This is a genomic window from Kitasatospora purpeofusca, from assembly GCF_036010405.1.
Classification (GTDB): Bacteria; Actinomycetota; Actinomycetes; order Streptomycetales; family Streptomycetaceae; genus Kitasatospora; species Kitasatospora purpeofusca.
This window is the reverse complement of sequence record NZ_CP108561.1, coordinates 281,429-303,275: the sequence shown is the minus strand read 5'-3', so window position 1 is coordinate 303,275 and position 21,847 is coordinate 281,429. Positions and strand designations below refer to the sequence as shown.

The following is a 21,847-nucleotide window of genomic DNA, read 5'->3' as shown; positions in this document are numbered from 1 at the left end:
GGTGACGGGCGGGAGGACGGCGCGCGGGGCGGGGTGGGGCCCGCCCCGCGCGCCGGACCCCCGGCCTACCGGAGGTCGGCCCCGGAGGTGCCGCCGGCGGCCGGGTCGGTGATGCTTTCGGCCCCGTGCTCGACGTGGCCGGCGAACCGGCGCAGGAAGCCGTCGGCCGTGTCGGCGGTGGCGGTGAGGTCGTACCACCAGCCGCTGTCGGTGATCGTCCAGGAGTTCCGCACGGTAGCGGAGGCGGGCAGGTGGAACGTCCATGGGCCGTCCGCGCGGTAGGCGCCGGCCGTGACCGTGACGGTACACGGGGCGGCGCCGCTGTTGGTCATGGTGAGGGTGAGGCAGCCGTTCGGGACGTCGGCCGCCGCGGTGACCTCCGGGTTGGCGCGCCCGGCGGTGGTAGCGGTGAGCCGGTTGCCGCGGAAGCGCCGGTGCAGGCCGTTCGGACCGTAGAGGGAGAGGTCGTAGGCGCCGGCCGGCGTGCCGCTCACGAAGTGGTCGCTGAGGCTCTTGCCCGCCTCCACCGTGTGCCGCCAGGGTCCGTCCGTCCGGAAGGCGTTGGCGTAGAGGTGGACGCACTGCCCGGCGGTGCCGCTGTTCACCATGTCGATCCAGAAGGCCTCCGGGGTGACGCGTCCCGAGGCCTCGAAGGCGTACGGCAGGGCGCGGGCCCTGCGGTGCCCGGCCTCCTGCACCGGGAGGGCCTGGACGTCGGGCACCTCGGGCGCGGGAAGGTTGCCGCACTGTGCGGCGGCCCGCGCCCGGTAGCCGACGGTGTCCGGCAGGTACGGCCAGCCGGTCCGCGCCGAGGTGAAGTCGAACACGGACATCAGGTCGCCGGTGACCGCCCGGCGCCAGGGGCTGATGGTGGGCTCGGGCACGCCGAACACCCGGGAGCAGAACCGGAGGACCGAGGTGTGGTCGAAGACCTCGGAGCAGACGTACCCGCCGCGGGTCCAGGGGGAGACGACGATCATGGGCACGCGGAAGCCGAGCCCGATGGGCTTCCCGGAGCTGATCTCCCCGGCGGTGGAGACCGTGGACAGTCCGTCGGCCTCGGAGGTCGGCGGCACGGGCGGTGGCACGTGGTCGAAGAAGCCGCCGTTCTCGTCGTAGTTGAGGACGAACACGGTCCTGGCCAGCACCGCCGGGTCGGCGGCGAGTGCGGCGAGCAGCCGCGCCGTGAGGTTCTCGCCGTCGGCGGGACGGTGGTTCGCGTGCTCGGACAGGGCCGTCGGCGCGACGATCCAGCTGACCTGCGGAAGCGTGCCGCGCGCTACGTCCTCGCCGAAAGCTTCGACGAGGTCGGCGACCCTGGCCATCTCCTTGTCGTGGAGGGGCTGCCCGGGGCGGGACCGCTTGAAGGTCGTGAACCAGGCGAGCGCGTTGTCGTCGAAGTTGTCGTCCTCCTGGTAGACCTTCCAGCTGACGCCGGCCGCCTCCAGGCGTTCGGCGTAGGTGGTCCAGCCGAACCCCGCGTCCGGAGTCGTGTTGTCCATGACCGCCGCCTCGCCCACCGAGAGGCCGTTGCTGCCGGTGAAGGCGTGCAGCCGGTTGGGGTTGGTCTGGGTCAGGGTGGACTGGAAGTAGTGGTCGCAGATGGTGAACTCGTCGGCGAGCCGGTAGTAGAACTCCAGGTCCGGGCGGGTGAAGCAGCCCATTCCGAGACCCGGGTCCCTGGCCGTGTTCCACCGGTCGTACCGTCCGCCGTTCCAGACGGCGAGGTCGATCGGCCAGTTCATGGCGGCGCGTCGGCGCAGGTCGCGGAGGTGGTCGTGGTGTCCATCCGGAAGGGCAGGATCGTGCCGGCGGCACTGGACGCGGGTTGGTGCCACACCGGCCTGCCGGTCGGGAGCCTCACCGCGTTGCGGTCGCCGAAGCCGCGGACCCCGCTGAGGGAGCCGAAGTAGTGGTCGAAGGCCCGGTTCTCCTGCATGAAGATCACCACGTGCCCGACGTCGGCGACCGTACCGGTGCCCGTCGGTGCCGGGGCGGCCGTCGCCCGGCGCAGCGCGGGCGGCAGTGCGGCCGTGCCGGCGACGGCGGCCGCGGCCGCAGCGCCGCCGAGCAGGGCGCGCCGACTGACACCGGCTCTGGACTTGTCGTTCATCGGGGAAGGAACTCCTCTGCGGCCGAGGGGATGTGTGGGGGAGACGGCGCAAAGCGGTGTCGGGGCGGGTCACTCGCCGGGGAAGACGACGCCGAGGTCATGGCGGATGCTGTCCAGGACTCGCATGATCCTCAGCGTCTCGGCGAGCGGCATCAGGTCGGACTCCGGTCGGCCGGCGGCGATGCAGCGGGCCGCCTCGGCGGCCTGGTAGCAGAGGCCGCCGTCGCGCAGCGGCGGGGCGAAGCTGTCGACCGGCCGGTTGTCCCGGCCGACGAGGCGGACCCGGGCGGGTTCGTAGAAGGGGCCGTCGATCTCCAGTCGGCCGTGCGTGCCAGAGATCGAGGCCGTGGTCGGGGTGCGGGCGAAGAGCGTCGTGTTCAGCACGCCGTGCGCGCCGGAGCCGGAGGTGACGATGATCGACGCCTGGCCGTCGACCCCGGTGAAGGCCCTGGTGCCCACCGCCGTGACGGAGGCGAAGGGTCCCAGCACCATCGAGGCGAAGGAGACCGGGTAGATGCCGAGGTCCAGCAGCGCCCCGCCGGCCAGCTCGGGGGCGAACAGACGGTGTGCCGGGTCGGGTTCGAACGGCTGCCCGTGGTCGGCGGTGACGGTGTGCACCTCGCCGAGCAGCCCGGCGTCGAGCACCTGGCGGACCACGTCGATGTGCGGCAGGAAGCGGGTCCACATCGCTTCCATGAGGAAAACCCCGCGCTCGCGGGCCGCCCGTATCAGCTGCTCGGCCTCGTGGGCGTTGCGGGTGAACGCCTTCTCCACGAGCACGTGCCGACCGGCCTCGATCGCCTGGAGGGCGTGTTCGTAGTGGCCGGAGTGCGGCGAGGCGACGTAGACGATGTCGATCCGGTCGTCCTGGAGGAGTTCGGTGTAACTCCCGTACGCGGCGGGGATGCCGAAGCGGTCGGCGAAGGCGCGGGCGCGCCCGGTGTCGCGGGAGCCGACCGCCACGACCTTCTGCGTGGTGTGCTTCTGCAGCGCGTCGACGAACCTGGCCGCGATCCAACCGGGTGCCACCACCCCCCAGTTGAGCGACGGTGCGGTGCGGGGGTCGGGGGTCCGGGGGGCGGGCAGCGCGGTGGCCGCCGGTGCGGGGGCGGGGACGGGTCGGGCTTGCGTCATGGGATTCCTTCTGGGTGGGGTGCGATCCGCGTGGAATCGCGAGCGTGTCGCGGTGTTCGCCCTGTGCCTTCCTTGCCCCGCCCTGTTCGGCGGGCGACGAGGGCTCAAACGGGAAGCGACATAATCAAACATATTCAAACAGGCGGGGGCTTTCATGACATCCGAAGACGGAAGAGGTGTCAAGTACCGGCCCGGGCGTTCCATGTCGGAGGCCGCCCGCCCGGCCGACCGGCCCGGGGAGCAAAGGGCTTGCGGGGCCGAGACCTTGACGTGGGCCGACCCGTCCTCGAAACTCGGCTGCAACCAGATGTTCACGCCAACATCTCACCGGGCGTGACCGTGCGCAGCACCGGACCGGACCACGGCGCCGAGCCGCCCGTGCGTACCGCAGATGCTCCGCGCCTCCCCCCGCTGCTCCCCCATCCGGCCGATGGAGCCCCACCATGAGCCTGCCCGATCCCCCTCTGCGCCGCCGGCACTTCCTCGCCGGAGCCGCCGCCACCGCCGGCGCCGTCGTCCTGCCCGGCGCGCTCCGGCCCTCCCGGGCCGCGGCCGCCGTGCCGTCCCGGGTCACCCTCCCGGAGCGCGGGATCCACGACACCGCGCCCGCCGCGGACTGGACCGACGGCTTCCTCACCGGCAACGGCGAGTACGGCGCGGTGCTCCACGGGACCCCCGCCCTGGAGAAGGTCGTCCTCAACCACCACCGCTTCGTCCTGCCCAACGGCACCCGCACCGTCCAGCCCCCCGACCTCGCCGGACGCCTCCCCGCGGTGCGGGACAAGGCCCTGGCCGGCGACTACGCCGGCGCGGCCGGGGAGTTCGCCGGGGACTGGACCCTGCGCTGGACCCAGACCTACCACCCCGGCTACGAACTCCACCTGGGCACACCGGAGGCGAGCGGCGCCGCCGACTACGCACGGCTGACCGACTTCCGCACCGGCGAGGTCACCCACACCTGGGCCGACCCGGCCGGTACCTGGCGGCGCCGCGCCTTCGTCTCCCGCGCGGACCGCGTGATCGTGCACGAGCTGCTGCCCGCGACCGGCCGCACCGTCTCCACCGTGCTCGGCGCCCACACCGCCCTCGAAGGGACGCCGGGCAGCGTCACCTTCCGCACCACCGCCAAGGTCGTCGGCCGGGACGGCTACCTCGGCCTGCGCGGCACCTACCCCGCCGGACAGGGAGCGTTCGGCTACGAGGGCGTCACCCGCGTCGTCGCCGCCGGCGCCCGCGCCTCGGTCACCGTCGACGGCTCCACCCTGGTCGTCGCCGGGGCCGCCAGGGTCCTGCTCCTCACCAAGCTCGACCGCTACGAGACTCCGGACGCCTGGGACGCCGAGCCGCTGCAGAAGGCACTCGCCGCCCTGACGGCCGACTACGGCACCCTGCTCGGCCGGCACCGGCCGCTGCACCGGGCGATGTTCGACGGGTCGAGCCTCGACCTCGGCGTCCCGGCCGCCGACCGCCGACTGCCCACCGGTGACCTGGTCGCCCGCCAGAACGGCAACCGGTGGAGCCTCGACCTGGCCCTCCTGGAGCGGATGTACGACTCCGGGCGCTACCTGTTCGTCAGCTCCAGCGGGGTCCTCCCGCCGCGGCTCACCGGCATCTGGACCGGCAGCTGGACCGGAGCCTGGGCCGACGACATCACCACGGACGCCAACGTCAACCTCCAGGTCGCCGGCGGCAACATCCTCAGCCACGGCGACGCGATGCGCGGCTACTTCGACTTCGTCCTCGGCCAGCTCGCCGACTGGCGCGACAACGCGGCCAGGATCTACGGCGCCCGCGGCTTCCTCGCCCCCAGCCGCACCGACGGCGAGCACGGCCACATGCTCCACTTCAACGACAGCGACTTCCCCGGCCAGTGCTGGACCGGCGGCGCCGACTGGCTGCTCCACCCCCTGCTGGAGTACTACCAGGTCACCGGCGACACCGCCTTCCTGCGCGACCGGCTCGGCCCCGCGCTGATGGAACTCGCCCTGTTCTACGAGGACTTCCTGACCCGCACCGACGCCGCCGGGAAGAAGGTCTTCGTCCCGTCCTACTCGATGGAGAACGCGCCCGCCAGCACCGGGCAGATGCTGGCGGTCAACGCCACCGGCGACATCGCGGCCGGCCGGCACGCCCTGCGGGCGGCGGTCGACGCCGCCGACGCCCTCGGCGCCGAACAGGGCCCCGGCCGGGGCGTCGCCCGCTGGACCGCCCTGCTGGCCGCCCTTCCCGACTACACCGTCAACGGCGACGGCGCGCTCGCGGAATGGTCCTGGCCCGGCCTGACCGACCGGTACGACCACCGGCACGTCCACCACCTTTACGGGGCCTGGCCGCTGCACGAGATCAACCCCGAGGAGCGCCCCGACCTGGTCCGCGCCGCCGGCCGGGCCCTGGACCTGCGCGGCGACGAGAACCTCTCCGCGCACGGCAGCCTCCACCGGGCGCTGGCCCGGGCCCGGCTGAAGGACGGTGCCGGTGTCCACGAGAACCTCCGGAAGATCCTCGGCAACGACATGGTCTTCCGCCGGGCCGGGGCGCAGCGAGGTGGAGCGGCTGGGCCGAAGGCCCGGTCCCGGGCGACTGCGTCGGGGGCGACATCGGGGGCGAACTCGGGGAAGAACTCGCACCAGTGCAACGCAGAGTCGGAGATCGAGTCAAGAGTTGCTCGAAGCGAGGCCGGATCGCGCATGATCGAGCAGCGTTGTTGGCGCGGGACGGTGTCCCGGGTCCGGGGCCCAGTCGCCTGACCGCCGTGCCTCCGTCGACGACACGCGGCACGACGTGGTTCGCTGCGGGTGCGTCCGTCGACCGCGCGCCGCTGTGAAAGGGTCGGGAGATCCCCGGCGGCCGCCGCCCACGCGGTGGACCGGACCAAGACCCGGGCCTTTCCGGCCACCGGACGGCCCGCGCGCGGGCCGCCGTCGCGGGGGAGGAGCGGGCGGCCCGGGCGTCAGGGCGGCACGAGGGACACCCGGGCGAGGTGCCGTCCCCGCGGAGCACCGGAGGCGGCCCCGACCGCACGTGCTTACCCGGAGGGAAGTAGGTGCCCTTGATGGTAACCAGCCGGCTTCCCGTACAATATTGCCACGGCCGCAGGCGAGTTGACGGCACGTCGGCCGGTCGACGACGACCGGCACGGCTGCCCCCCCCCGGAGCGGCCCCGGACCGGTGCTGCCGGGCACTGCCGCCCGCGGAGACGCACCGTCGCCGGCCCGCCCGTCCGGAGCCTCCGCCCGGACCGTTCACGTGGGGCCGGTCGGTGCCGTCGCCACGCGCAGGGGTCGACGGTCGTAACGCTTCGACAAACCCGCGGGACGGCCGGGGACCGCAGGCCTCCTGGTCCAACGGGCCGGGCCGGCCGGCCCATGCCCGGGGAGCGCCCGGCCCGGAACCCGAGGAGAGCAAGCGTGAGTGAACCCGCAGACGCCGGTGCGAACAGACCCACCCGGACTCCTCCACCGCCTCCCTCCGCCGACCCGGCCGTCGAGGGGGCGTCCGGGTGACCCGGCGCGTCCCGGGCCGACCCGACCACCACGATGTCTACGCGGCCCAGTGCCCCTGTCGGGCCATGCTCGACCTGCTGTCCAACAAGTGGTCGGCCCTGGCCATCGGCGCACTCGAACAGGGGCCCCGGCGGTTCGGCGAACTCCAGCGGCGGCTGCAGGGCGTCAGCGCCAAGGTGCTGACCCAGACGCTCCGCCGCCTGGAGGACGCGGACCTGCTGACCCGCACCGTCTATCCGGCGGTCCCCCTGCACGTGGAGTACGCCCTGACCGAGCTCGGCCACGGCGCGGCGGTCCCCCTCGCGCACCTGCGGGCGTGGGTCGAGGAGGCGAGCCACAGTGACGACGTTTGCCCGGGGCCGCCGTCCCGGCCGGAGCTGTGACGGATCCGCACACCCCCGCTCCGCACATGCCCGGCTCGTTCGGCCTCCCCTTCCCGTCCGGCCGCCGCCGAGACGTGCGGCCTCCCGTCACCGGATCAGGTGATGTCGTCCAGGGGTGCCCGGTGCTCCACCTGCTCCTGGCGTTCCTGGTGCGGCAGGAGCACCTCGACGCTCGCGGACGGCTGGGCGGAGGCCTCGACGGCCGCCACCGCCGAAACCGGTCGCACCGTGAGGTCGACGTCCGAGGCCTCGTCGTCGTCGAGCCCGAGGTCGGGATTGCGCCGGGCCTTGCGGCGGTCGTTGACCATCGCGATCCCGCAGGCCAGGAAGTACAGCGCCCAGATCGGCGCGGCCAGCGCCAGCATGCTCAGCGGGTCGACGCTCGGGGTGGCGAACGCCGCGAAGACGGTGATGCCCAGTACCATCCCGCGCCACCAGCCGAGCAGCCGCTTGCCGGTGACGATGCCGGTCAGGTTGAGCATCACCAGCAGCAGCGGGAACTCGAAGGCCAGGCCGAAGACCAGGATCAGCCGGGTGGCGATGTCGAAGTAGTCGTCGGGCGGCAGGATCGGTGTGGTGTTGTCGGGCGTGAACGACATGAGCATCCGGACCGTCGTCGGCAGCAGCACCATCGCCAGGGTGACGCCCGCCAGGAACAGCGGGGCGCCGCAGGCGACGAAGATCCGGGTGTACTTGCGCTCGTTCCGGTGCAGGCCGGGCGCGACGAACGCCCAGATCTGGTAGAGCCAGACGGGGACGGTGGCCACCACGCCGGCGGTCAGGGCGACCTTGAGCATCCAGGTGAAGCCGGCCGTGAGGCCGATGGTCGAGACCTGCGCGCACTTCTCCTTCCCCGCGGCGACGATCTCCGGGGTGCAGCGGAGCGGCTGCAGCAGGAAGTCCTCGATCCTCTTGTGGAAGACCAGCGCCAGGACGGTGAACACCACGATCGCCAGGACCGACTTGACCACGCGGTTGCGCAGCTCCCGCAGGTGGTCGGCGAGGGCCATCCGCCCCTCGGGGTCCTTGGACGCCTTGGACGCGTCGAGCGACTTGGAGGTCTTCGGTACCTTGATCAGCTTGCTCAACCCGGGCCTCGGCTGGTGTTCGGAGGCCCGCTGGTGGACGGGCCTCGGGCGGATCCGTGCCGAGGCGGGACGGGACACGGGCCCGCGGCGCCGCCGGTACGCGAAGTCTGCGGGCTGCCGGGTCCGTCCGTCAATGCTCCCACCGTCAATGCTCCTGCCGGGACCTTCCCGGCCGCCCGGAAGCTTGCCACGAGGTCGATGGTTACGTAAACATAGTCGAAGGGGCAGGCCCCCTGCCGCACCGCATCCCTTCCCACAGGAGCAAGACGCGCATGCCCGTTCTCCAGACAGACCAGGCCGGACTCCTGCTCGACGGCCAACCCTTCCGGCTGCTGTCCGGCGGGCTCCACTACTTCCGGGTCCACCCCGCGCAGTGGGCCGACCGGCTGCACAAGGCCCGGCTGATGGGCCTCAACACCGTCGAGACCTATGTGCCCTGGAACCTCCACCAGCCGCGACCGGAGCAGTTCCGGCTCGACGGCGGGCTCGACCTGCCCCGGTTCGTCGAACTCGCCGCCGCCGAGGGCCTGCACGTCCTGCTGCGCCCCGGCCCCTACATCTGCGCCGAGTGGGAGGGCGGGGGCCTCCCGTCCTGGCTGCTCGCCGAACCCGACATCCGGCTGCGCTCCCGCGACCCCCGGTTCCTGGCCGCCGTGGACGACTACTTCCGCCGCCTGCTCACCCCGCTGCTGCCCCAGCTGGCCTCGCGCGGCGGTCCGATCCTGGCCGTCCAGGTGGAGAACGAGTACGGGGCGTTCGGCGAGGACACCGCGTACCTGGAACACCTCGCCGACTCGCTCCGGCGCTGCGGCGTCGACGTGCCGCTGTTCACCTGCGACCAGCCGACGGACCTCGAACGCGGCGCGCTGCCCGGCGTGCTCGCCACGGCCAACTTCGGCAGCCGCTCCACCGAGCACCTGGCCGAGCTGCGCCGCAAGCGGCCGGACTCGCCGCTGCTGACCACGGAGTTCTGGATCGGCTGGTTCGACCGCTGGGGCGCCGGGCACGTGGTCCGCGACCCGGACGACGCGGCCCGCGAGCTCGACGAGCTGCTCTCCGCCGGTGCCTCGGTCAACTTCTACATGTTCCACGGCGGCACCAACTTCGGCTTCACCAACGGCGCCAACGACAAGCACACCTACCGCCCGACCGTCACCTCCTACGACTACGACGCGCCGCTCGACGAGGCCGGGGACCCGACGGCGAAGTACCACGCCTTCCGCGAGGTCATCGCCAAGCACGCCCCCGTGCCCGAGGAGCCGGTGCCCGCGCGCGGCCCCAAGCTCGCCCTCCCCCCGGTCGTGCTGACCGGGAGCGCCGAACTGCTGCCGAACGCCGCCGCCCTCGCCCCGGCCACCGTCCGGTCGCCCCGGCCGCTCACCATGGAGGAGCTGGCGCAGGACTTCGGCTTCGTGCTCTACGAGACCGTGCTCCCGGCCGCCGGCCCGGTCCTGCTGGAGGTCGAGCAGGTCCGCGACCGCGCCCAGGTCTTCGTCGACGGCCGGCCCGTCGGCGTCCTGGAGCGGGAGAACCACGAACACGCCCTGGCCTTCACCTCCCCCGCGGCCGGGAGCACCCTCACCGTCCTGGTGGAGAACCAGGGGCGGGTCAACTACGGCCCCGGCATCCACGACCGCAAGGGACTGCTCGGCGAGGTCCTGCTCGACGGGGTTGAACCTGCGGACTGGAGCTGCCGCCCGCTCCCGCTGAGCAGCCTGGCGGACGTCCCCTTCGCCGCCGGCGCGCCGACGCCCGTCGGGCCCGCCTTCCACCGCGGCGGCTTCGAGGTCGCCGAGCCCGCCGACACCTTCCTCCACCTGGAGGGCTGGACCAAGGGCAACGCCTGGGTCAACGGCTTCCCGCTCGGCCGCTACTGGTCCCGGGGGCCGCAGCGCTCGCTGTACGTGCCCGCGCCGGTCCTGCGGGCCGGGAGCAACGAGGTCGTGGTGCTCGAACTCCACTCCGCGCACCGCGCCCGCACCGTCGAGTTCCGCGGGACGCCGGACCTCGGCCCGATCGGGGAGTGACGGGGGAGCGGCCGGACGGCGGGTTGTGCGTCCCGGCGTCCGGCCGCCCTCGGGGGGTCGGCCCGTGGGGCGCCCTCAGCGCCGTTCGGCCGCCCCCCGCCGCGCCGCGCCGCCCGGCCCCGGGGCCGCCGTGCTCGCCCGCTCGACCAGGGTGGTCGGCACCAGCCGGACGCCCGTCACCGTCTCGCCGCGCAGCTCCCGAAGAGCCGCGTCCACGCACAACTCGCCCACCCGGGCGAAGTCCTGACGTATCGTCGTCAGCGGCGGGATGAAGGAGGCCGCCTCGGCGATGTCGTCGAAGCCGACCACGCTGACGTCCTGCGGGACCCGCAGGCCCCGCTCGTGGAAGGCCCGCAGTACGCCCAGGGCCATCTGGTCGTTGGCGACGAACACGGCGGTGCAGTCGGCCTCCTCGGCGAGCCGCAGCCCCGCCTCGTACCCGGACTCGGGCGTCCAGTCGCCGCGCTGGGCCGGCGGCACCCGCCGCCCCTCCTCGCGCAGCACCGCCTGCCAGGCGTCCGACCGGCGGTCGGCGGCGAAGGACTCCTCGGGGCCCGACACGTGCCAGACCGTCTCGTGCCCGAGGTCGAGCAGGTGCTGCACCGCGGTGCGGGCCCCCTGCCGCTGGTCGGTGTCGACGACGGGGAAGCGCCCGGTGGCGTCGGAGTCGACCACGACGACCTTGACGTGCGGGGGGAGGGTCGGCGCGGTGGTGTCGAGCAGGTGCACCTCCATGATGAGGACGACGGCGTCGACGGCCAGCTCGTCGAGCCGGGTGAAGGCACCGCGGACGTTGTCCTGGGTCGGGGCGTCGAGGGGGATCAGGGTGACGGCGTAGCCGGCGCGGGCGGCCGAGCCCGCGATGGCCTCCAGGGTCCGGACGTTGCCGGTGCTGGACAGGCCCATGGTGATCACGCCGATCGCCCGGAACTCCCCGCGCTTGAGGGCGCGGGCGGCGCTGTTGGGCCGGTAGTCGAGCTCCTTCATGGCGTCCAGGACCTTCTGGCGGGTGCTGTCGATGACGGCGGGGTCGCCGTTGGAGACACGCGAGACCGTCTGCGAGGAGACCCCGGCGAGGGCGGCGACGTCCGCCATCGAGACCCGGCGGGCCCGGCCCCGGCCGCGCCCGCCGCCGGCTGCCCGGCCGGCCTCCTCGTCGGCCGTCCGGCCCGCCTCCGACCCGGATTCCGCGCCCCCCGCGTCCGTGTCGGCCGACCGGTCGCTCGTCTGCATGCCCCTCACCGGATTCCTCTCGTTCGTCTCTTCTTCGTGCTTGACGCTCCTCATCGGGAGTGCCACGATCGCCACACCGATGATTACGTAAACATCCTTCGTTGGCCAGCCGCCGCGGAGCCGTTCACCGGTCCCCGGCCACTCGCCACCCGTCCTCCGACACCGCACTTTCCGGTCACCGATGCAAGGACCCCGCCATGACGCTCCTCTCGACGCGCGCGACGGAAGCACCACCCCCGCGCCGACCACGTCCCCGCCTCCGGCTGCGCAAGGAGGCCCTCGTGGGCTGGGGGTTCGCCGGCCCGTTCGTCGCGGTGTTCGGCCTCGTCTTCCTCGCCCCGATCGGGTACGCGCTGTACCTGAGCCTCTTCAAGGACCGGCTCATCGGCGGCACCTCCTTCGTCGGCCTCGACAACTACGGCGAGGCGCTCGCCGACACCCGCTTCTGGGAGGGCCTGGCCAGGGTAGGGCTCTTCCTGCTGGTCCAGGTGCCCGTCATGCTGGGTGTCGCGCTGCTGGTCGCCCTCGCGATCGACAGCGGCCGACTCTACGGCAGGACGTTCTTCCGGGTCGCGGTGTTCCTCCCGTACGCCGTCCCCGCGGTCGTCGCCAGCCTGATCTGGGGCTTCATGTACGGCACCCGCTTCGGCCTGGTCGGCAACATCAACGACGCCCTCGGCGTCACCCTGCCCGACCCGCTCTCGCCGTCCCTCGTCCTCGCCTCCATCGGCAACATCGTGACCTGGGAGTTCGTCGGCTACAACATGCTGATCTTCTACTCGGCCCTCAGGGTCGTCCCCCGCTCGCTCTACGAGGCGGCGGCGATCGACGGCGCGGGGGAGTGGCGGACGGTCCTCTCCGTCAAACTGCCCGCCATCCGTGGTGCCCTGGTCATCGCGACGATCTTCTCGATCATCGGCAGCTTCCAGCTCTTCAACGAGCCCAGCATCCTGCAGAAGCTCGCCCCCAACGCGATCACCAGCGACTTCACCCCCAACCTCTACACCTACTCGCTGTCCTTCTCGGGGCAGCAGCACAACTACGCGGCCACCGTGGCCATCGTGATGGGCGTGATCACCGCGGTCATCGCCTACACCGTCCAGCTGCGCGGCATGCGGAAGGGCTGAGCCGATGACCACCTCTCCCGTTCCCGCCCCCGTCCCCGCATCGACGGCCACCCCCGCCGTCTCCGCGCCCGCCCCGGCCGCTGCCGCGTCCACCCCCGTACCGGCCGACCGGGGGCCGGCCGGCAGAAGCCCGTCCGCCGCACCGTCCGCCGCACCGTCCGCCGCCCTGTCCGCCGCCCTGTCCGCCCCGAAGCGCCGCCGGAGTCCCCGGAGCCCCCGGACCCCGCTGAGCCCCCGCCCGAGTGTCCCGCTCACCCTGGTCACCGGACTGGTCCTGGTCTACACCCTGCTCCCGCTCGCCTGGCTGTTCATCAACGCGACCAAGGACCAGAAGGGGCTGATGGACTCCTTCGGGCTCTGGTTCGCCGACGACTTCAACCTGTGGGACAACATCACCCGCACCTTCTCCTACGACGACGGCGCCTTCGTCCGCTGGCTGCTCAACACCCTGCTCTACGTGGCCGCCGGCGCGGGCGGCGCCACGGTCCTCGCCGTCCTCGGCGGCTACGCGCTGGCCAAGTTCGCCTTCCCGGGCCGCCGGGCGGTCTTCGCGGTCGTCATCGGAGCCGTGGCCGTGCCCGGCACCGCGCTGGCCGTGCCCACCTTCCTGATGTTCAGCAAGATGGGGCTGACCAACACCCCGTGGGCCGTCATCATCCCGTCCCTGATCTCCCCGTTCGGCCTCTACCTGATGTGGGTGTTCGCCGCCGAGGCCGTCCCCACCGAACTCCTGGAGGCCGCCCGGATCGACGGCTCCGGCGAGCTGCGCACCTTCTTCCGCATCGCCCTGCCGCTGCTGATGCCGGGGGCCGTGACCGTGCTGCTGTTCTCGATGGTCGCGACCTGGAACAACTACTTCCTGCCGCTGATCATGATCAAGGACCCCGACTGGTACCCGCTCACCCTCGGGCTCAACGCCTGGAACGCCCAGGCGCAGACCGCCGGCGGCGAGCCGGTCTTCGACATCGTCATCACCGGTTCCCTGCTCACGATCGTCCCGATCGTGGCGGTGTTCCTGCTGCTCCAGCGGTACTGGCAGTCCGGCCTGGCCGCGGGCAGCGTCAAGGAGTGACCGCGCCACCCGCGTCGCTTCCTCTCCCACCGCTCTCTCCCGCACTCGCACCACCTGCACCACTTGCCCCACCCGAACCGCAACCCTCTCCCACCCTCGTCGTCAGGAGCTCCCCCATGCGTACGCGCACCCCCGTCACCCGCAGACTGCTCGGCGCCGTCGCCGTGGTGTCCGCACTCACCCTCGGCGCGACGGCCTGCGGCTCCGGCGGCACGGACGACGGCTCCGCCTCCGCGGGACCGAAGGACCTCGCCGCCGCACTGGAGAAGGGCGGCAAGGTGACGGTGTGGGCCTGGGAGCCCACGCTGAAGAAGGTCGCGGAGGACTTCGAGAAGAAGTACCCGAAGGTCGACGTGGAGCTGGTCAACGCCGGCACCGGCGACAAGCAGTACACCGCCCTGCAGAACGCGATCGCGGCCGGCTCCGGGGCCCCCGACGTGGCGCAGATCGAGTACTACGCCCTCGGCCAGTTCGCGATCGGCAAGTCCGTCGAGAACCTCGCCCCGTACGGCGCGGACAAGCTCGCCTCCGGCTTCACCCCCGGCCCGTGGAACGCCGTCCACCGGGACGGGGCCGTCGACGCCCTGCCCATGGACTCCGGCCCCATGGCGCTCTTCTACAACAAGAAGCTCTTCGACCAGCACGGCATCGCCGTACCGACCACCTGGGACGAGTACGTGGACGCGGCCCGCGCCCTGCACAAGGCCGACCCCAAGATCTTCATCACCAACGACACCGGTGACGCCGGCTTCGCCACCAGCCTGATCTGGCAGGCCGGGGGCCGCCCCTACAAGACCAAGGGCACCGACGTCACCGTCGACTTCGGCGACCAGGGCACCAGGACGTACGCCGGGACCTGGCAGAAGCTCCTCGACGAGAAGCTGGTCGCGCCGATCAGTTCCTGGAGCGACTCCTGGTACAAGGGCCTGGCCGACGGCACGGTGGCCACCCTGGCGATCGGTGCGTGGATGCCGGCCAGCTTCGTCTCCGGTGTGGCGGCCGCCGCCGGCGACTGGCGGGTCGCCCCGCTGCCGCAGTGGACGAAGGGCGCGACGGCGAGCGCGGAGAACGGCGGCAGCTCGCTGGCCGTCCCGAAGGCCGCCAAGAACAAGGAACTCGCCTACGCCTTCACCGAGTTCGCCACCACCGGCGCGGGCGCGAGCACCCGGGTGGCTGCGGGAGCGTTCCCCGCGACCAGGGCCGACCTGGAGTCGCCGGCCTTCCTGGACACGGCGTTCCCGTACTTCGGCGGGCAGCAGGCGAACCGGATCTTCGCCGACTCCGCCCGCAACGTCGGCACCGACTGGTCCTACCTGCCCTTCCAGGTGTACGCCAACTCGGTCTTCAACGACACCGTCGGCAAGGCGTACGTCTCCTCCACCACGCTCACGGCCGGCCTGAACGCCTGGCAGGAGACCAGCGTCAAGTACGGCAAGGACCAGGGGTTCACCGTCAACAAGTAGCCGTCGAGGCGTCAACTGACGCCCCGTCCCGCCCCGCACCGCTGGTCGACTCCGGCGGTGCGGGGCCGGCGCCGTCCGGTAGGCAGGCGTCCGGTGTGCGGCTGTCCCGACGAGGGCCCCTGCACGGCCCGACGGACCCCCCGGGTGAGCGGCTCGGTCCGAGGAGCATGTCGACCCGTTGCTAGCCTGCACCACCGTGCTGCGCCCACGTATCCTGCCGTTGCTGTTCGTGCTCTGCGGCTCGTTCGTCGCCGCCGGGCTGGCCCTCTCCGGGAGCCCCGGCGAGGCCGCGGGGCTCGCAGCGCCCGCGGGCTGCACTGGGTCGACATCTGGCGCGACCCGGCAGGAGCGGCGGTGGTGCGGGCGGTCAACGACGGCAACGAGACCGTGCCGACCGCCGTCGTGGCAGGCAGGCCAGGCACCAACCCCGATGTCGAATGGGTGCGGGAACAGCTCTCCCGGTCCGTCCGATCCACGGTGTCCCGCGCGGACGGATCGCGGCCGGTCGTGCCGCGGTGTCCGTACCGGACGCTGTAGCGGCGACAGCCATGATCGGCGGTGCGCTCTTCTCCGCGCCCGCCGCGTCGGCCACCGGGCAGGCCGCCCGAGCGGGGTCGGCTCGTTCCTGCGGAACACCAACAGCGGCAAGTGCCTGAGCCCGGTCGGTGGCGGCAGTGCCAACAACACGCCCGCCGTAATCTTCAACCGCGGCTCCGACCCGTCCCGCGCATGGCGGTTGGCGTTCTGACGCCGACCGACGAGCACTGACCCACGGCGGTGCGGCCGGCACCCGAGGCGGTGCCCGCCCCACCGCCGCTGCGTGTCGCCACGGGGCCGGAGGTCTCGTTCGTGCAACGCGTCGGGACGACGCGGAATCCCGGAACTCTCACGTGTGAGTCCGAAGAGCCCACAAGGCTCGTGACGTCGTCGCCCCACCGCGAGCGGCGACGGTCGGAATGTCGAGGAATGCCGCCCGGGATTCCTCGGGCGTGTCATTTCTTGACCCCCTTTTCCTGGTCGGGTCGGAAACGAAGTAATGATTCCATGCAAGGTCTTCCTCGGAGTTTTACAATCTCCTGATTGACGCGTGCATGAATATTTAGAGATCGGTCCTCCGGCGGCAGAGTCGCCGCGCTGGATCCCGGTATTCATGGAAGCCGTCCCGCCAGGGATCCCGCCGCGCCCCCGGCCGGTGGAGGATTCCCGGTCGGGGGCGCGGCCGGGTACGGGCCAGATGTCGAGTGCGGCCTCGATGCGCTTGAGGCCGTGCCGGGCGAGCGCGAGGTTGGCGCGTGAGCGGTCCAGTGCCAGGTAGAGGAACAGGGAGCCGTATGCCCTGCTGAGCGGGCGGATCAGGTGGTACTGGGCGCCGAGGGTGATCAGGATGTCCTCGATGGCGTCGTCGATCGACAGCGCTGCCAGGGCGCGCACCTTCGCCCGGACGACCTCGGTGTTGGCGGCTGCCGCGACCTCCAGGTCGAGCTGCTGCCCTCCGCCGAGGGTTCCGAGCGACATTCCGCTCTCGAAGTCGGCCAGCGCCGCGCCGATGGCACCGTCAATGGTCATTGCGCTCTTGAGAGCATCGTCTATCTTCATGTGCTGATCGTCCTTCGTCGGTCTCTTGGAAAACCCCCGTGCGGTAGACCAAAGCAGCAAGAACAAACATGCGACGGTCACCCTGCGGGGGCCGCGGAATGCAGTACACTGCCGGATATTCAGAACGCGAAAGGGGCCCGGTGCGCGCACTCGAAGCTTCTCTCTCCGAGGTGCTCGGCCGGCCCGGTGCGGTCGGCGCCGCTCTCGTCGACGCCGTCACCGGCCTCTCCTTCCGGTCCGCCGGGGAGCACCGGTTGCTCGGATCCGGGGCGGAGCTCGCCGAACTGGTCGACCTGATCGGTGCGCGGCTCCACGAGGCCGGTGCCGAGGGTGAGTTGGAGAGCCTGGTGGTCACCAGCACTCGTCGCTACGAGATCGTCCAGGTCGTTCCCCGGCAGGGAGACCCCTTGCTGCTGGCCACCGTGCTGGACCGGGAGCGGGTCAATCTGGCGTTGGCGATCCAGTGGACCGCCGACCGTGCGAAGGAAGTGCTGCGATGACCGGATCCGCCGGGGATCCGCCTGGTCCGGTGCGGGCCGCGCGCCCGCCGGCCCGCGCGCTCATCGCCCGGGTGCGGGAGCTGGGCAGTCGTGGATTCACCGGCTCCGTCACCGCCTCGGGCGGCACGATCCACCTGGAGGACGGTTCGGTCGTCGCCGTCGAGACTCCCGCGGCCCCGACCACCGAGACCCTGCTGTTGAAGTCGCGACGCGTCAGCGAGGCCGACTGGCGGGCCGCCGAGTCGGCCGCGTCGGCGAGGTTCCCGAGCGGCGCTTCGACGGCCGGCGGCAGCGACCTCGGCGCGGCCCTGCTGGGGCAGGGCTCGATCGGCGCCGGAGAGCTCGAAGTCGTCTGTGCCGCCGCCGCTTTCGACGCCGCCTTCGCCCTGATGATCGGTCCGCCCGGCGAGTGGCGGACCGTCGAGGAGCCTTCCCCGCCCGCGCGGATCGCGCTGCGCCCGGGGATCGCACCGCAGGAGCTTTTCGAGGAGGCCACCCGGCGAGTGGCCCTGCTGGAGGAACTCTGGGGCCCGCCGGCGGAGTTGGCCCGCATCCGGATCAGGCCCGCCGCGCTGCCCGAGCACGGCGCCGCGCGGGCCCCGGTCCGGTACCGCCGGATCCTGGATGCCGCGACCGGTCGCCGCACGGCGCGCGACATCAGCTTCGCCCTGGGGCGCGGGGTGTTCGCCGTGCTCCTCGACATCGCCCGGATGGACGCCGAGCGCCTGCTCCACCGGGACGGGGCCGAGCGGACTGCCGTGGCACCGAGCGTCGCCCCGCGCGTGCCACCGGACGGGCCGCTGCCGACCACGACCGCGACAGTGACCGCGCCACTGCCGCGCCGCGTCCCCGGCGGACGCGCAACAGGGGGCCGACCCGCGCTGCCCGGGGGCACCGCGACCGCCTCCCGCGGACCGATGAAGCCACCAGGGCCGCTGACCCGACCGGACCCGACGCACTCGGCGCACTTACCGCACCCGGTGCACCGGGACGACAGAGACGATTGAGAAGAGCACATCATGAGCAGCCGGATACCGACCACCGTCCTCGTCGACGAGTTGCACGCCCTCCGTGACCGGGTCATGGGCGTCGGTGAGAGTGTCATCTCCACCGCGGACGGGATGCTGGTGGCCGCCGATACAGCCACCGTCCACCCCGAGTCGGCCGCCGCGCTCGCGGCCGCCATGCTCGGCCTCGGCCGGCGCACCGCGGCCGAGTTCGGCGTGGGGGGCCTGCGCGACGTGGTGACCCGGTGCAACGGCGGTTACGTCGTGGTGCTGGCCATCGGGGAGCAGGCCCTGCTGGTGATCCTGGGCGACGAGGGGCTCGATGTCGTCGGCCTGCACCGCGAATCGCCCGCCACGGTACGCCGGTTGGGCGAACTCCTCGGCGTGGTGCCCACAGTCCGGCCGTACTGACCACGGAGCCCGCTCGTCCGTCCACGGCCGGAGCCCCGGACGTGTGAGGCCGAGCGTGGGTGCGGAGCCCGGTTCGTCCGGGCCCGGCACTCGCCCGGGCGAGTGCCGGGCCCGTGGGCGGGTCGGCGGCACCGGTCGCGGACGGCAAGGACCGGGGTGCGCCGTCGGTGCTTCGGGCCACGGCTCCGGTGGGTTCCTGACCCCGTCCGGAGGCCGCCGGCCGGCGAGCCCCGCTCGACGGCGGCAGGCGGGCAGGCGGGCAGGCGGGCAGGACGGTGCCGCTCTCTGGACAAGGTCGGGGTGGAGTGAGGACCGGGGAGGCGCTGTGGTCGGCGGGACTGCCCGCTGCCCCGTGGCTTCTCAGCCCTTGAGCGACTGGACGCGGATGTCGAAGAACCTCACGGTCGCGTTGGAGACCCGCAGGAAGATGCCCGAGTCGCCGCAGTCGGCAGGCAGCAGGCTCGCAACCTCCTGAGGATCGCTGGGGATGACACTCTTGTTCGTCAGCGGAAACGTCCCCAGCCGTTGGTGGTCGAAGTTCACTGTCACGCGCGAGTTGCTGACGTCAAGGTGCCAGTGGTGCGTGCCGGAATCGGGGGCGAGCGAGAGCCATTGCAAACTTCCGCTGGGCATCACTGCCCAGTTCGACATGTCCGTCGCGCCGTCCCTCGCGTAGCCGACCGTGAAACCTCTCCCTTGTCCTGCCTGCCACGTGTCACAGGTACCCACTTGGTACCCGTACCGGGGGGCACTGCTGGCTATCGAGGAAATCCGGGCGTCCAGATCCACCGTGTAGGTGCACAGGGTGTCGGGAAGGGCGATGTGGAGTCCGGCATCGGCATAGCTCCTGACCGTCACCTCGTACTCGCCCTGTCCGCTCTGGCTCAGGGAGACGTTCTCCTTGTTGACGAGTTGCGGAGCAACGGTCACGGGCGGCTGCCCGCAGGTCGGGGAGGGCGTCGGCCTGACAGGTTCCGCACCGCCTGGCAGGGCTGCTGCGCCTGTGCCTGTGGGCGCGCTGTTCTTCGAGTCGCCATTTCCGGTGGCGAGGAGCATGGCCGCGGCGGCGACCAGAGCGCTTGCCACCGTTGCCCACGCGCTGAGCCACGCGGCCCGATTGCTGCTTCTCGTCGGCTGCCGGTCGGTGTTCGACAGGCTGCTGGTGTTCGCCGCACTCGCGGTGCCCGGTTCGGGCACGGACCCCGGAGCACTGTCTCCTCGCGATTCCACTGAACCCCCCTGTACATCGACAGCTTTGAGATCCGCAGACTAGCGACCGGCCCGATCGCGGCGCCATGGGGCCGACGGCGACGCGCTGCTCGACGCGATCATGGCGGGCGTGGCCGCCCCGGGCCCGACCGGCCCCGCGTACAGGGCCGGTCGGCCCATCCACCGGCCCGGGCGCCGGATGCACGGTGGAGGTGAGGCACCAGCCCCGCCCCGTCCACGGCCGAGGAGCCCGCGATGACGTACTGGAACGATCACGGCATGAACGGCTGGGGCTTCGGCCTGATGGCCGTCGGCATGCTGCTGTTCTGGGGACTGGTCGTTGTGGCGGTCGTCCTCGTCGTCCGCCACCTGGTGCAGACCCCGCAGCACCCGCAGGGCACGCACCCCTCCCCGCCGCCCGAACGCGTCCAGCCTGAGCAGCTGCTCGCCGTACGATTCGCCCGCGGGGAGATCGACGCCGACGAGTACCGCCACCGCTTGGAGGTGCTGCGCTCAGGCGACAGCTCGCCCACCGGCTGACGGCTCACCCCGGGAGCCCGCCGTGCCGCCCTTCGTGCTCGACGCTGCCGCCCCGTCGAAGCTGGTCTCCGCCGACGTGGCCGCACCCTCGATCCACAACAGCCAGCCCTGGCACTTCCGGTTCGACCCGGCGGCCCCGCGCTCCTCGCCGAACAACTGGACGCCGACGCCCTGCTGATCCTGACCGACGTCACGCACGTGTTCACCCGCTTCGGCACCCCCGACCCCGGCCCGCTGGTGTCCACCGCACCGGAGCGCCTGCGCGCGCTGGACCTGCCCGAAGGGTCGATGCGGCCCAAGGCCGAGGCCGCCGCGGCGTTCGTCGAACGGACCGGCGGCCTGGCCGCCATCGGGCCGCTCGACGACGCCCTCGGCACGACCGGAACCACCGTTCGCGCGGCCCAGGAGGGTGGAGCGATCGGCCCCACGGCCTCGGCCGCGGCACGTCCGGCCGACGACGGCGCCTCCTGGCGCCCGGCAGTCTGAGAACCCGTCCGAAAGACCGGACTCCTGATGAACCGTCCGCATGCGCCGATCACCCGCGAGATCCGGGTGGAGAACCGCGGCGAACGTGGCGGCCCCGACCATCCAGAAGGCCGTCGATCTGCTCCGGGGCCGGCTGACCTCCCGGCTGGCCCGGGTGCGCGGGCACCGCGACCCCCATCGCCTCCGTGGCACGGCCGGGCCCGCCGGGCGGGACGACGAACCGACCCGTGAGCACCGCCCGCACCGGCGCGGCCTGCCGCCGGAGGAACGGAGCATCGTGCGGCACAGGTCCTACAGCCTGCCCTGCCGGACCGCCGCGGCCGCAGTGTGCGAAAAGGAGGCCATGGACTACGACTTCCACCTGTTCACCGATGCCGCGACCGGGCGCGGCAGCGTCCTCTGCCACCGCTACGACGGCCAGTACGGCTCATCACACCCGCGCGGTAGCGGGACCGGACGAGCCCGACGGGGAGCGTGAACCGGAGACGGAAGGGCGTCGAGTCCCTCGCGGCCGCGGTCGAGGACCTGCGCGACCGGGCCGGCATCCCCCGCTCGTTCAAGGCGGCCGGCGTCGACGAGGCGGCCTTCCTGGCCGCCCTGCCCCAGCAGGCCATGAACGCCTACGAGGACCAGTGCGCCCCCGCCAACCCCCGGATGCCGATGCTCGCCGACATGCAGCGGCTGATGCGCCAGGCCTACTACGGCGACCAGGCCTGAGATGCCGGGAGCACGACGGCACAGGCAGGCCCGCTCCCGACCTGCCCGCCGTACGGTGTTCGTCAACGAAGCGGGGAGACGCTGTTCGGCGTTGCGCCGGTGAGCCCTGCGGCGGCCCTCGTGACTGTGATGCCGCATGCCTCGAAGCCGTCGGCCGGCGCGGGAGGTTCGCAAGGCGGAGTCCGCAGAGCGGGCCGAGTCCTCGCGGCGCCGCCGCTCCGAACAGGGCCGCCCAAGG

The 21,847-nt window shown here is 72.4% G+C and carries 19 protein-coding genes and 3 pseudogenes; 15 read left to right on the top strand and 7 right to left on the bottom strand.

Annotated elements, in window-relative coordinates:
- Window positions 1–65: 65 nt before the first annotated feature.
- The 3 genes from OG715_RS01425 to OG715_RS01415 form a co-directional block, all read right to left on the bottom strand.
- Window positions 66–1,745: a phosphocholine-specific phospholipase C gene (locus OG715_RS01425; RefSeq protein WP_327063646.1), complete on the bottom strand. Its 1,680-nt coding sequence runs from the start codon at window positions 1,743–1,745 to the stop codon at window positions 66–68.
- On the bottom strand, window positions 1,742–2,113 hold the full coding sequence (locus OG715_RS01420; protein WP_327063645.1) for an alkaline phosphatase family protein: 372 nt from the start codon (window positions 2,111–2,113) through the stop codon (window positions 1,742–1,744). The genes OG715_RS01425 and OG715_RS01420 overlap by 4 nt, the downstream gene beginning before the upstream one ends.
- 69 nt (window positions 2,114–2,182) lie before the next feature.
- Window positions 2,183–3,247: a Gfo/Idh/MocA family protein gene (locus tag OG715_RS01415; RefSeq protein WP_327063644.1), complete on the bottom strand. Its 1,065-nt coding sequence runs from the start codon at window positions 3,245–3,247 to the stop codon at window positions 2,183–2,185.
- Window positions 3,248–3,690: 443 nt separating this feature from the next.
- Here OG715_RS01415 and OG715_RS01410 point away from each other — a divergent pair, with 443 nt between their 5' ends.
- Window positions 3,691–5,994: a glycosyl hydrolase family 95 catalytic domain-containing protein gene (locus OG715_RS01410; protein ID WP_327063643.1), complete on the top strand. Its 2,304-nt coding sequence runs from the start codon at window positions 3,691–3,693 to the stop codon at window positions 5,992–5,994.
- A 752-nt stretch (window positions 5,995–6,746) separates the two neighbouring features.
- A complete protein-coding gene (locus OG715_RS01405) occupies window positions 6,747–7,133 on the top strand; it encodes a winged helix-turn-helix transcriptional regulator (RefSeq protein WP_407660932.1) in 387 nt (128 codons plus the stop codon).
- 95 nt (window positions 7,134–7,228) lie between these two features.
- On the opposite strand, the gene tatC is transcribed toward OG715_RS01405, so the two are convergent.
- Complete coding sequence (gene tatC, locus OG715_RS01400) at window positions 7,229–8,143, bottom strand: twin-arginine translocase subunit TatC (protein WP_327064203.1); 915 nt, start codon at window positions 8,141–8,143, stop codon at window positions 7,229–7,231.
- Between the two features lie 350 nt (window positions 8,144–8,493).
- Between tatC and OG715_RS01395 the strand changes: the two genes are divergently transcribed.
- Window positions 8,494–10,248 (top strand): glycoside hydrolase family 35 protein, encoded by a 1,755-nt coding sequence (locus OG715_RS01395; protein ID WP_327063642.1) that lies wholly within the window; start codon window positions 8,494–8,496, stop codon window positions 10,246–10,248.
- A 75-nt stretch (window positions 10,249–10,323) separates the two neighbouring features.
- Here OG715_RS01395 and OG715_RS01390 read toward each other — a convergent pair whose 3' ends face one another.
- On the bottom strand, window positions 10,324–11,343 hold the full coding sequence (locus tag OG715_RS01390; protein ID WP_327064202.1) for a LacI family DNA-binding transcriptional regulator: 1,020 nt from the start codon (window positions 11,341–11,343) through the stop codon (window positions 10,324–10,326).
- 335 nt (window positions 11,344–11,678) lie between these two features.
- Here OG715_RS01390 and OG715_RS01385 point away from each other — a divergent pair, with 335 nt between their 5' ends.
- The 4 genes and pseudogenes from OG715_RS01385 to OG715_RS01370 form a co-directional block, all read left to right on the top strand.
- The gene (locus OG715_RS01385) at window positions 11,679–12,608 is read left to right on the top strand and encodes a carbohydrate ABC transporter permease (protein ID WP_407660931.1); all 930 of its coding nucleotides are present in this window, start codon (window positions 11,679–11,681) and stop codon (window positions 12,606–12,608) included.
- A gap of 4 nt (window positions 12,609–12,612) precedes the next feature.
- Window positions 12,613–13,680 carry a carbohydrate ABC transporter permease gene (locus OG715_RS01380; RefSeq protein WP_327063640.1) on the top strand — a complete coding sequence of 356 codons (1,068 nt, stop codon included), beginning with the start codon at window positions 12,613–12,615 and terminating at the stop codon, window positions 13,678–13,680.
- Window positions 13,681–13,796: 116 nt separating this feature from the next.
- Entirely contained in the window at window positions 13,797–15,143 is a 1,347-nt protein-coding gene (locus OG715_RS01375; RefSeq protein WP_327063639.1) for an ABC transporter substrate-binding protein, read from the top strand.
- A 282-nt stretch (window positions 15,144–15,425) separates the two neighbouring features.
- Window positions 15,426–15,680 (top strand): annotated as a pseudogene (locus OG715_RS01370) (hypothetical protein); the annotation flags it as partial.
- Window positions 15,681–16,376: 696 nt separating this feature from the next.
- Here the strand turns inward: OG715_RS01370 and OG715_RS01365 are convergent.
- Window positions 16,377–16,739 (bottom strand): annotated as a pseudogene (locus OG715_RS01365) (hypothetical protein); the annotation flags it as partial.
- A 140-nt stretch (window positions 16,740–16,879) separates the two neighbouring features.
- On the opposite strand from OG715_RS01365, the gene OG715_RS01360 reads away from it, so the two are divergent.
- Genes OG715_RS01360 through OG715_RS01350 form a run of 3 tightly spaced genes read left to right on the top strand, consistent with a single transcriptional unit; the run spans window position 16,880 to window position 18,657 of the window.
- The gene (locus OG715_RS01360; RefSeq protein ID WP_327063638.1) at window positions 16,880–17,239 is read left to right on the top strand and encodes a hypothetical protein; all 360 of its coding nucleotides are present in this window, start codon (window positions 16,880–16,882) and stop codon (window positions 17,237–17,239) included.
- Entirely contained in the window at window positions 17,236–18,246 is a 1,011-nt protein-coding gene (locus tag OG715_RS01355; protein ID WP_327063637.1) for a hypothetical protein, read from the top strand. The genes OG715_RS01360 and OG715_RS01355 overlap by 4 nt, the downstream gene beginning before the upstream one ends.
- Before the next feature lie 12 nt (window positions 18,247–18,258).
- The gene (locus tag OG715_RS01350; protein ID WP_327063636.1) at window positions 18,259–18,657 is read left to right on the top strand and encodes a roadblock/LC7 domain-containing protein; all 399 of its coding nucleotides are present in this window, start codon (window positions 18,259–18,261) and stop codon (window positions 18,655–18,657) included.
- 360 nt (window positions 18,658–19,017) lie between these two features.
- Here the strand turns inward: OG715_RS01350 and OG715_RS01345 are convergent, their stop codons facing one another.
- Entirely contained in the window at window positions 19,018–19,854 is an 837-nt protein-coding gene (locus OG715_RS01345) for a hypothetical protein (protein ID WP_327063635.1), read from the bottom strand.
- Between the two features lie 267 nt (window positions 19,855–20,121).
- Between OG715_RS01345 and OG715_RS01340 the strand changes: the two genes are divergently transcribed.
- The 5 genes and pseudogenes from OG715_RS01340 to OG715_RS01320 all read left to right on the top strand — a co-directional run.
- On the top strand, window positions 20,122–20,406 hold the full coding sequence (locus OG715_RS01340) for an SHOCT domain-containing protein (protein ID WP_327063634.1): 285 nt from the start codon (window positions 20,122–20,124) through the stop codon (window positions 20,404–20,406).
- A 22-nt stretch (window positions 20,407–20,428) separates the two neighbouring features.
- Entirely contained in the window at window positions 20,429–20,584 is a 156-nt protein-coding gene (locus tag OG715_RS01335; protein ID WP_327063633.1) for a hypothetical protein, read from the top strand.
- Window positions 20,585–20,604: 20 nt separating this feature from the next.
- A complete protein-coding gene (locus OG715_RS01330) occupies window positions 20,605–20,892 on the top strand; it encodes an amino acid kinase family protein (RefSeq protein WP_327063632.1) in 288 nt (95 codons plus the stop codon).
- An 85-nt stretch (window positions 20,893–20,977) separates the two neighbouring features.
- A complete protein-coding gene (locus OG715_RS01325) occupies window positions 20,978–21,370 on the top strand; it encodes a sigma 54 modulation/S30EA ribosomal C-terminal domain-containing protein (protein WP_327063631.1) in 393 nt (130 codons plus the stop codon).
- A gap of 11 nt (window positions 21,371–21,381) precedes the next feature.
- A pseudogene (locus tag OG715_RS01320) lies at window positions 21,382–21,609 on the top strand (hypothetical protein); the annotation flags it as partial.
- Window positions 21,610–21,847: the final 238 nt, after the last annotated feature.

Bases quoted from the DNA above. Each gene is read 5' to 3' on its own strand.
- OG715_RS01425 (WP_327063646.1), bottom strand. From the start codon at position 1,745: ATGAACTGGCCGATCGACCTCGCCGTCTGGAACGGCGGACGGTACGAC.
- OG715_RS01420 (WP_327063645.1), bottom strand. From the start codon at position 2,113: ATGAACGACAAGTCCAGAGCCGGTGTCAGTCGGCGCGCCCTGCTCGGC.
- OG715_RS01415 (WP_327063644.1), bottom strand. From the start codon at position 3,247: ATGACGCAAGCCCGACCCGTCCCCGCCCCCGCACCGGCGGCCACCGCG.
- OG715_RS01410 (WP_327063643.1), top strand. From the start codon at position 3,691: ATGAGCCTGCCCGATCCCCCTCTGCGCCGCCGGCACTTCCTCGCCGGA.
- tatC (WP_327064203.1), bottom strand. From the start codon at position 8,143: ATGGCCCTCGCCGACCACCTGCGGGAGCTGCGCAACCGCGTGGTCAAG.
- OG715_RS01395 (WP_327063642.1), top strand. From the start codon at position 8,494: ATGCCCGTTCTCCAGACAGACCAGGCCGGACTCCTGCTCGACGGCCAA.
- OG715_RS01390 (WP_327064202.1), bottom strand. From the start codon at position 11,343: ATGGCGGACGTCGCCGCCCTCGCCGGGGTCTCCTCGCAGACGGTCTCG.
- OG715_RS01385 (WP_407660931.1), top strand. From the start codon at position 11,679: ATGACGCTCCTCTCGACGCGCGCGACGGAAGCACCACCCCCGCGCCGA.
- OG715_RS01380 (WP_327063640.1), top strand. From the start codon at position 12,613: ATGACCACCTCTCCCGTTCCCGCCCCCGTCCCCGCATCGACGGCCACC.
- OG715_RS01375 (WP_327063639.1), top strand. From the start codon at position 13,797: ATGCGTACGCGCACCCCCGTCACCCGCAGACTGCTCGGCGCCGTCGCC.
- OG715_RS01355 (WP_327063637.1), top strand. From the start codon at position 17,236: ATGACCGGATCCGCCGGGGATCCGCCTGGTCCGGTGCGGGCCGCGCGC.
- OG715_RS01350 (WP_327063636.1), top strand. From the start codon at position 18,259: ATGAGCAGCCGGATACCGACCACCGTCCTCGTCGACGAGTTGCACGCC.
- OG715_RS01340 (WP_327063634.1), top strand. From the start codon at position 20,122: ATGACGTACTGGAACGATCACGGCATGAACGGCTGGGGCTTCGGCCTG.